General features: G+C 46.9%; 6 protein-coding genes. 5 read left to right on the top strand and 1 reads right to left on the bottom strand.

The genetic code is table 11. From position 1 onward, the window contains the following. The coding region (locus FVR03_RS22860; RefSeq protein WP_147924104.1) for a glycosyltransferase at positions 1–714 on the bottom strand (714 nt) is incomplete at its 3' end. Positions 715–1,021: 307 nt separating this feature from the next. Between FVR03_RS22860 and FVR03_RS22855 the strand changes: the two genes are divergently transcribed. The 5 genes from FVR03_RS22855 to FVR03_RS22835 all read left to right on the top strand — a co-directional run bounded on the left by FVR03_RS22855 (position 1,022) and on the right by FVR03_RS22835 (position 9,518). Next, positions 1,022–6,250: a PAS domain S-box protein gene (locus FVR03_RS22855; protein ID WP_147924103.1), complete on the top strand. Its 5,229-nt coding sequence runs from the start codon at positions 1,022–1,024 to the stop codon at positions 6,248–6,250. Positions 6,251–6,258: 8 nt separating this feature from the next. Then, entirely contained in the window at positions 6,259–6,639 is a 381-nt protein-coding gene (locus FVR03_RS22850) for a response regulator (RefSeq protein WP_147924102.1), read from the top strand. 5 nt (positions 6,640–6,644) lie between these two features. Beyond that, on the top strand, positions 6,645–6,917 hold the full coding sequence (locus FVR03_RS22845) for a hypothetical protein (protein ID WP_147924101.1): 273 nt from the start codon (positions 6,645–6,647) through the stop codon (positions 6,915–6,917). Then, complete coding sequence (locus FVR03_RS22840) at positions 6,914–7,675, top strand: MBL fold metallo-hydrolase (RefSeq protein WP_147924100.1); 762 nt, start codon at positions 6,914–6,916, stop codon at positions 7,673–7,675. The genes FVR03_RS22845 and FVR03_RS22840 overlap by 4 nt, the downstream gene beginning before the upstream one ends. 271 nt (positions 7,676–7,946) lie before the next feature. Beyond that, on the top strand, positions 7,947–9,518 hold the full coding sequence (locus tag FVR03_RS22835; protein WP_147924099.1) for an NFACT RNA binding domain-containing protein: 1,572 nt from the start codon (positions 7,947–7,949) through the stop codon (positions 9,516–9,518). Positions 9,519–9,761 lie beyond the last annotated feature (243 nt).

Raw genomic sequence — 9,761 nt, 5'->3', positions numbered from 1 at the left:
CTCTACTTTATGCGCTACGCCAAGTGTGCTGGCCAGCTGCACCAGTTCATCAAAAATATCGCCGTGCCCGCAAATTATCAGCCTCGCCTCCACTCCTGCCATTGCGTGCAGTAGTGGCTCCAGCCCTCTGCCTTCGTTTACGACACCCTGGTATAAAATGGTAGCAGGTTCTTTGGCTGGCTCCTGGTAAGGCAACAGCGGCGGCATGTTCCGGATAACCTCGCAATTTGAGTTATATTTTTCTTTGAAAACCTGGGCTATGGAGGCTGTAACAGTGTAGGCAAAACGCGTTCTTTTCAGAATAAAGGCTTCTACAGTGGTCCAGGTTGCCTTTATGTGTTTCCGGTCTGCTACTTCAATCACCTCCGGAAAATATTCGTGGGCATCGTATACAAAAGGCTTTTTCTTAAGCTCCGCCACCGCGTAAACAGGCAATACCGTGTCTAGGTCTATGGCGCAGTAGGCATCGTAGCGTCGCAGGAGTAAATAGAAAAACAACCGCAGCATGTACTCGGCATAAAACAACTTACCTTTGTTAAACCAGCAGCGGAGCCTGTGCTGCGCATACGGCTGCTGCTGCAACGGCAGCGAAACCGGCAATACCCTGCCTACCAGTTCAATCTCGTATCCTTTTTTTGCCATAGACCCACAGATGCGCTGCATCCGCTGGTCGTAAGTAAGATCGGTTGTAACAGTAAAACATATTTTCTTCATAAAAAGCCAGATACAGCTGTAAGGCTAATCCGTAAAAGAGTTAAGCTAATTAATTTCCCGAAAATACGCAACCACCTGCAGCGCCTACTCCAGCTATTCGTATTCAGGCCGATGCGCCACTGTAATGTTTAATCAGGAGCAGAAAACACCTGCAGGCAAGCCTTGTGCAGGCATAAGAGCTGCTAAATAAACACAGAATCAAGAAGACGCCTGTTCGTTATTTTTTGCTAAATTAAAGTTTATTCTTAAACTTCGTAACCGACTGTTTTAAAGAAACACAACGGCCACACAGATTTGCTTTCATACTATGTCTATATTTTCCGAAGGGTCTACTCCTGAACACCTGACCAATGAGGCCAAAAACCTGCTACAGGTGGTTACGCAGCTGGCAAAGCCTGGCCTGCCCCTGCTCGTAGCAGACCTTACCGGTCAGGTGCTGGCAACCAATTGCCAGGCGCACGACCTGCTCAGTTCTGATTTGCCGCAACCTCCACCCCTCCTGCTCCAGCATATTCTGTGCTCTGGCAAAGAGGAGGCCTTTACCAGGCTTGTACAGGAGCTGCATCAAAACCGGAAATTCAGTAGCGGTATTATTTCGAGTTCGCCCAAGCTGCACATGGCTCAGTTTAAATGCCAGCTCCTGAATTACGCAGACCATCAGTTTATTACAGTAGAAATTGTGCCTGCTCTCGAAAACGGCAGTACCTTATCAGAAAAAGATAATTACCGTTATGTATTTGAGTACAGCACCGAACCGCTTTTTATACTCGATAGTGCCGGTAATTTTATTGACATAAACAAAACGGCCCTGCGCCTAATAAACCAACGGAAAGAGGATCTTGTTGGCAATTCTATTTTCAGGAGCTTTGGACTGAACCTGTTTGAGCGGGTGGCGCTGCGGGGCCAGTTAAACCAGGCCATGAGTGGCACACCTCAAAAGTTCGAGTGGTGGTTGTTAGAAAAATCTAATGATCTGCTCCCGATCGAGATTCTGCTCCAGCAAGGTGAGTTTGATGAGAAGGAAGTTATATTCGGATCGGCCCGAAACCTGCTGGAACTGGTAGGGAGCGAGCAGGAAATCAGGTTCAGAAACCACCAGCTGGAATTTGTGAACCACCTGATTACAAACCTCTCCACTTCTAACAGCGAGCAGGAAGTACTGAATTCTACGGTAGAAGAGTTGCTCCAGAAAAGCGACATGATAGGTGGCTGTGTTTATAACTACTCCGAAGCCGACGAAGCAGCTTTATTATCGTATTCGGCAGGAAAAACCACTGAAACCAATTCGCTTCCCGAGAGCTTTCCGCTGTCGAAAGAGCTGGCAGATCAGGTGTTAACACCTGACAAACGCTTTATATTGCGCACCATTTGCTCTGACCTTGAAAAGCAGATAAACCAAAATCTAACCCTGCTGCCCATCACCACCGAAAAATCGCTGGTCGCGCTGTTGGTGCTTTGGCCGGAAAAGGATACTAAAACCACACCTTCTTTCCTGTCGCTGCTTGAGTTTATTGGCAATGCCATTGGCAATTACCTGGCACGACGCGAGCTCATGCAGCAGCTCATACATTCAGAAGATAAGTACAAAATGCTTTTCGAAGCATCTTACGATGCTATTCTGCTATTTAACAATGAAGGCAAAATTGTAGACTGCAACGAAAAAACAACCCAATTATTCCGCTGTAATAGAGAGGACCTGCTGGGAGCTTCGCCGTACCGCTTTTCGCCTGAAGTGCAACCTGACGGCATTCCATCTGATGAGAAAACGGCCCAGCTCATGAAAAAGGCGCTCTCCATGGATGCACCTGTTACATTTGAGTGGAGAAACCTGCGCAAAGACGGCACCTCTTTTGATGCCGAAATAACCCTGAACCGCATAAAAATAGATGGGCAGTACTACGTGCAGGCTTTTAAGCGCGACATTACCCAACGTAAACTGGTGCAGCTGGCCAAGCGCCGCGAAGAAGTGGTGAACGAATCGATGGAGCATTTCAGGAGTTTCCTGGAAAAGGTAAGCCTGGTTTACTTCAGCATGGATACCGAGGGCACCATTGTTTACTCAAACGATTATTTTCTGAAATACCTGGAGTACGAGCGCGAAGAGCTCATCGGCAAAAATTACCATGACCTGCTGGTGCCGGTATACGAACGCGAAAAGAGAAGGCAGGATTTTATTAGGTCTATCAAAAATAAACAGCTAAATACCTATTACGAGCGCGACCTGCTCATGAAATCGGGCCAGGTGAAGACCCTGCGCTGGGACTGCATGTTTGAGTACGGCCCTGATGGCGAAATTAAAGGCGTAACGAGTGTAGGCAAAGACATGACCGACAAGCGTATTGCCATGGAGGCGCTGAAGGACAATAAAATACGCCTGCAGGACCTCTTCGACAATGCGCATGACCTTATTCAGAACATATCGGCTGACAATAAATTCATTTTTGTAAACAAGGCCTGGAAAGACCGCCTCGGCTACAACGATGTAGATATAGAAACACTCTCGCTGAACGACATTGTGCACCCTTACTACAAGGCGAAGCTCATTTACCAGTTGCGCAACCTCTACAAAGGCGAGCATGTGAATAAAATCGAAACGGTATTCCTGACCAAGGCTGGCAAGCCGGTACACCTGATTGGCAGTATAACCTGTAGCTGGCAAGATGGCAAACCGGTGGCTACACGCGCCATTCTGCACGATATTACCGATCGTATAAAGGCGGAGCGACTTCAGAAGGTGTATTATAGCATAGCCAACCTGGCCATTAGCAGCAAAGACCTTAACTCACTTTACGGCGCCATACACCGGGAGCTTAGTAAAATCATAGAGACCCGAAATATCTACATCGCCCTTTGCGACTACGAGTTTCACCACCTGCACTTTGTGTACCTGGTCGATCAGTTTATAGATAAATCTACCAAGACAGAAATCAGGCGGCCTTTTACGATGGGGCTCTCGGAGTATATAATTAAAACAGGCAAGCCGCTCTACATGCAAAAGCAGGAGCTGATAGAGCTGGCCGAAAAACAGAAACTGACTATACACGGGGCACTGCCGGAGGTAATTCTTTGCTCGCCGCTGGCCATTGGCGACCGCATTATCGGGGTTATTACTCTACAAGATTACCAGAACCCCGATGCCTATGTGCACACCGATATCGAGATTCTGCACTTTATATCGAACCAAGTGGCGCTTGCCATTGAGCGTAAACGAAACGAAGAGCAGATAAATAATCAGAATGCTCGGCTAAAAGCTATTTTCGAAAGCGGAACGCACCACATGTGGTCCATTAACAGGCAATTTGAACTAACCTCCTTTAACCGGAATTTTTCTAAAACCTTTTCTAAACCAGGCGAGGAGCTTACTCCTTTTACCTCCATAGAAGTTGTTAAACCTATTGGCAGCTTAAACAACCGGGAAGATTTCTGGGTTGAGAAATACGAACATGCCTTTGAAGGCGCTACCCAGCACTTCGAGATTTCGTTGGCCGACAACAGCAGCTGGCTCGAAATATACCTGAACCCGATTTACCTGGAAGATGGCACTTTTGAGGAAATTTCAGGCATCGCCCTTGATATATCAGACAAAAAGAAGTCGCAGCTGGCGCTTGCAAACAGCGAGGTAAAGTTCCGCCGGATATTTGAGTCGTTTCAGGATGTGTACTACCGCACTTCTTTAGACGGTGTGATAGAGATTGTGAGCCCATCCATTTTCAGCTTGCTTGGTTACAAAGAAGAAGAAACCATTGGCTACGACAGCGGCCGGTTTTTTGTGCACCCTGCACAACGCCTGCTCATGCGGGAACGTGTGCTGCAGCAGGGGTCGGTGCGCGATGTAGAAGCACAACTGATCTGCAAAGACGGCACAAAAAAAGCCATTCTGCTCGACTCACGCGTAATTTATGATGAAACAGGAAAACCTGTTAGCCTGGAGGGCGTGGCACGCGACGTATCGGAGCTGAAAAGAACCCAGACAGATCTTTTAAAAGCAAAAGAAGAAGCCGAAAACCTGCTCAAAGTAAAAACACAGTTCCTGGCAAACATGAGCCACGAGCTGCGCACGCCTATGAACGGCATCATCGGCATGATAGACCTGTTGCGCCAGATCAATACCGACAAAGAACAGAGCGAGTACATTGAAACCCTGCGTAAATCTTCGGATGCCTTGCTGGCCATCCTGAACGACATCCTGGACCTTTCGAAGATGCAGGCAGGCAAGTTGCAGATAAGCGAGAGCGGCATAGATTTGTACGACACCCTGGGCAAAATACATTCGTTGTTTGTAAACAGAGCGCAGCAAAAAGACCTGTTGTTTATTTACACCATAGAGCCTGGCACTCCACGCTACATCTTCACCGATGAAATCAGGTTCCTGCAGATTTTGTCGAACCTGGTTTCTAACGCCATTAAATTTACAAACCAGGGCGAAGTAAGTGTGTTTGTAAAAAGCCGGCAGCTGAACAAAACAGAACACATGCTGCATGTGCGGGTAAAGGATTCGGGCATAGGTATTTCGCCTGAAGACCAGCAAGTGCTGTTCACAGATTTTATGCAGGTCGACAACTCCTCTACCAAAACCTTTGGCGGCACGGGCCTTGGCTTAGCCATTTCGAAACAGATAACGACGCTCATGGGCGGTAGCATTGGCGTTGAGTCGGAGCCGGGCCTTGGCAGCACCTTCTGGTTTAACATAAAAATAAAGCTGGCCGATGCCGATGAAGTGGAAGCTCACATAGAGCAGCAACAGTTAAGCAGCGAAGTAGAGGTATTTGCCAGCGCACCTTATGTTTTGCTCGTAGACGACAACCAGATAAACCAGAAAGTAGCCGAAAAGCAGCTGGAACGCCTGGGCTGCCGCATTGATATTGCCTCTAATGGGTTTGAGGCCATAACCTATGCCACTACCAACAACTACAACATTATTTTCATGGATATACAGATGCCGGAAATGGACGGCATTACAGCCATGAAAAAAATAAGAGATGAGTTAGGAAGTTACTGCCCGCCCATTATTGCCATGACGGCTTACTCCATGAAAGACGACGCCATTAAGTTTATACAGGAGGGAATGGACGATTATGTTTCGAAACCCGTAAAAAGTTACGACCTTTACGCGGTTATGAGCAGGTGGGAGAACAGCAGTTGGCAAAACCCTGACACCGCTACCCCAGCTGCCGAAGCAAAAACCGAACTTAACCCAATTGCTATTATTGACCAAACTGTGGTGGAGCAGCTTAAACAGATCGGTGGTCCTGAATTTATAAAACAACTGTACGCCGATTTTGAGGAAGAAGCAGCAGGATTGCTTCAGGATGCCAAAAAAGAGCTGGAGGCACAACATTACAACGGCATTTTAAGTACATTGCATCAACTAAAAGGCACTGGTTTCACACTAGGGATAAACCCACTTGCCGAACTGGCAAAGCAGCTGGAGCACGACATCAAAAATAATGTGCTGGAAGGCGTAGACGACAACTTCTCTAAGCTTCTGGAGCAATACGAATATTATAAAAAAGCTTACAAAGAAATAATTATTTAACTATTCCTATGGCAGATAGCAAAACCATTCTGATTGCTGAAGACAGTTCAGTAATCCTTAACCTGACGAAGAAAATCCTTGAGCTTCAAAACTATAAAATACTAACTGCTAAAAACGGTGGAGAAGTATTGAAACAAGTAGAGAGCCAAAAAATAGATGCTATACTGATGGACCTGAACATACCGGTTAAAAACGGCATGGAATGCACCCGCGAAATTCGTAAGCACGAGAACAAGGACATCGCTAAAATTCCGATTATTGCCGTAACAGGTAATGCGAATAACTACACAATGGAAGACTTTAAGGAGGCTGGCGTGGATGCTTACCTGCCAAAGCCCCTCGATTTCGATATGCTGGTACAAACCGTAAAGCAACACCTCGGAGAGTAACATAAATGGAGTTAAAGTACACGCGGCCTTTCCTGAACAGGCTCGAAGATATTTTTGCGGAATCTGAGTTTGTTCTGCGCTACGAGAAAGGAAACTTTAAGGCGGGCTACTGCATCCTGAAAGACATGAAGGTAGCCGTCGTGAATAAATATTTTAGTTTAGAAGGGAAAGTTAACTGCCTTTACGACATTCTGCGAACTATTTCGGTAGACCAGAGCCGCCTGAGCGATAAAAACAAGGCGCTCTATCTGCAAATACGTAACAAGGAAACCCATTGAAGATAACTTTTTTAGGAACAGGCACCTCGCAGGGTGTTCCCGTTATCGGGTGCACCTGCGAGGTGTGTTGCTCTGTAGACTACCGCGATAAGCGCCTGCGGGTATCGGTGCATCTGCAAATCGAAGATAAAAGCATTATTATCGATACAGGCCCCGACTTTAGGCAACAGGTGCTGCGCGAACGTATTAAAACCCTCGATGCCCTGTTGTTCACGCACGAGCACAAAGACCACACTGCCGGCCTCGACGACATCAGGGCGTATAATTTTCTTCAGAAAAAGGATATGCCAGTGTTTGGCGAGCAAAGGGTGCTGAACCAACTCAAACAGGAATTTCCCTATATTTTCTCTGGTGCAAATTATCCCGGCATACCACGTGTGGCGCTTCACCCTATTACAGAGGCCCCTTTCGAGGTAGAGGGTATTCTGGTAATACCAATTCGGGTGCTGCACTATAAACTGCCGGTTATGGGGTACCGCATCGGCGACTTTACCTACATTACCGATGTTAACTACATTGCACCCGAAGAGATGGATAAGATAAGAGGTTCTAAGGTGGTGGTGCTGGATGCCCTGCGACACGAGCCCCACATATCGCATTACTCGTTGCAGGAAGCCGTTGAAGTGCTGACTGAACTCCAACCCGAAAAAGCCTACCTCACGCACATCAGCCACTTGCTGGGGCGGCACCGCCATGTAGAGGAACAACTACCAGACTTTATCAGCCTGGCCTATGATGGCCTTCAATTTGAGGTGTAACTGGTGGTTTGCTGCCTAGGTTTAATTGATGAATGGTTAAATGGGTGAGGTTTACTGTCTTCATATTGCCCAGCTTGTAAAAAATATCACCTGCAGATCTACTCAGTCAGGTTTATTTCTAAAGGAGTATGGCTGTTTATTTAGCTTTATAATACTTATTTATTATTTTGAATCATCAGCAGTTCGTCCCACAATTAACCCTTTGTTAACCAATTCTCACCAACAAATAACAATTTAACAATCAACAATTCACCAACCAATAACAAAGTAAGTGCACCAGAACTACTACTTTCTGAAACAGTTAAGCCTGCAGTTGCCACTTAAGCTGGTGGGCAAGCAGCTGGAAACGTGTTTCAGCCAGAACAAAGATGAGCTGATACTGGGATTTGAAGGTGCAGGTGAGGAATTTTTCATACGCGCCCTGCTTACGTCACATTTCTCCGCCCTCTCTTTCCCTTCCGATTTTAAAAGAGCCAGGGCCAACAGTGTGGAGCTGTTTGAACCGGTACTGGGGCAGCAGGTAGAGGCAATAGTACAACACCAGAACGAACGCAGCTTTTATTTGCGCTTTACAAATAATTTTTTGTTGCTGTTTAAGTTGTTCGGCAACCGGGCTAACGTAGTGCTTTACCACGAGCACCAGGCCATCGATCTGTTTCATAAAAAATTCGGCGCCGACCTGGAGATGAACCCATTGCACATGGACAGGCCTTTACAGCAAAATTATGCAGCTTTTGCAGCAGCAGAAGGGAACCTCCGCAAAATTTACCCGACCTTCGGCGATTTGCCCGCCCTGTACCTGGCCCAACAACAGTATGCGACCCAGCCACTCGATGAGAAATGGGAAATGGTACAGACCTTACTCGAAAAACTAGAGCAACCGGATGCTTATTACATCACCAAACTCGACGGTAAAACACGGCTCTCGCTCCTGCCCCTGGGCGAGGTTCAGAACACTTTTCACAACCCTATTGATGCCCTCAACGACTTCACCAGGAGCTACCTCTACGAAACGGGTTTTGAACGGCAGTATGAGCAGGCACGCCAGCACCTGGAGAAAAAGCTGAACGGCACCCGTACCGTATTGGCACAAACCGAACTAAAGCTACAGGAACTCCGCCACGACCGCTCCTACTCGCAAACGGCCGATGTACTGATGGCTAACCTCACCAACATACCGCCCCGAGCAGCGGAGGTAGAGCTGTACGATTTTTATACAGATAAAAACCGCAGCTATAAATTAAAGCCAGACGAGACACCTCAGAAACAAGCCGAGCGCCTTTACCGGAAAGCCAAAAACCAGCACCTGGAGGTAAAGCAACTCGAGGAGAAAGCCGAACGCAAGCTCGAAGAAACGATAGTACTGGAAGATGCTTTGGCGGCCATAGAAGCCGTAGATGGTTTTAAGAGCCTGAAGCTTTTTCTGAGAGAGTATGCGCACATACTAGCCGGCAAGCAGCAGGCGCAACCCGAAATACCGTTCAGGCTGTTTGAGTCGGAAGGTTTTAAAATATTGGTTGGTAAAAGTGCCAGAAACAACGACGTACTGACGCAGAAGCATGCCCACAAAGACGACCTCTGGCTACACGCCAAAGATGTTTCGGGTTCGCATGTTGTCATCAAGCACCAGGCTGGCAAAACTGTTCCTGCCACAGTACTCGAAAAAGCCGCCCAACTCGCAGCCTACTACAGCAAACGCAAAACCGATTCGCTCTGCCCCGTGCTGTACACGCCCAAAAAATTTGTCAGGAAGCCCAAAGGCTCCGCTCCTGGCTCTGTGGTAGTGGAGCGCGAAAAAGTACTGCTCGTAAAACCCGAAAACCCCTTTGAACGGAATAGATAAGGCTTGTAGATGATAGATATTAGACGCTAGACTGTTAGGAATTATAAGTTTTTAAAATTGGTTTTGCTTTACAAATAGGGCTTCCACCCTGCTTAAATTCCCACATCAACAACCTAACCATTCCATAACCGACCCATTATATAGTTACTAAACAATTATTCAAATAAAAAGAGTGCATAACATATTATGGGGTATCTATATAGCAATTATTTGTTTTGCAGGGTTTTGGCACGGCATCAGAGC

This window comes from Pontibacter qinzhouensis (assembly GCF_008017455.1).
GTDB lineage: Bacteria > Bacteroidota > Bacteroidia > Cytophagales > Hymenobacteraceae > Pontibacter > Pontibacter qinzhouensis.
The sequence above is the reverse complement of the archived record's forward strand: the minus strand, read 5'-3'. Positions and strand labels throughout refer to the sequence as shown.

Bases quoted from the DNA above. Each gene is read 5' to 3' on its own strand.
- FVR03_RS22855 (WP_147924103.1), top strand. From the start codon at position 1,022: ATGTCTATATTTTCCGAAGGGTCTACTCCTGAACACCTGACCAATGAG.
- FVR03_RS22850 (WP_147924102.1), top strand. From the start codon at position 6,259: ATGGCAGATAGCAAAACCATTCTGATTGCTGAAGACAGTTCAGTAATC.
- FVR03_RS22845 (WP_147924101.1), top strand. From the start codon at position 6,645: ATGGAGTTAAAGTACACGCGGCCTTTCCTGAACAGGCTCGAAGATATT.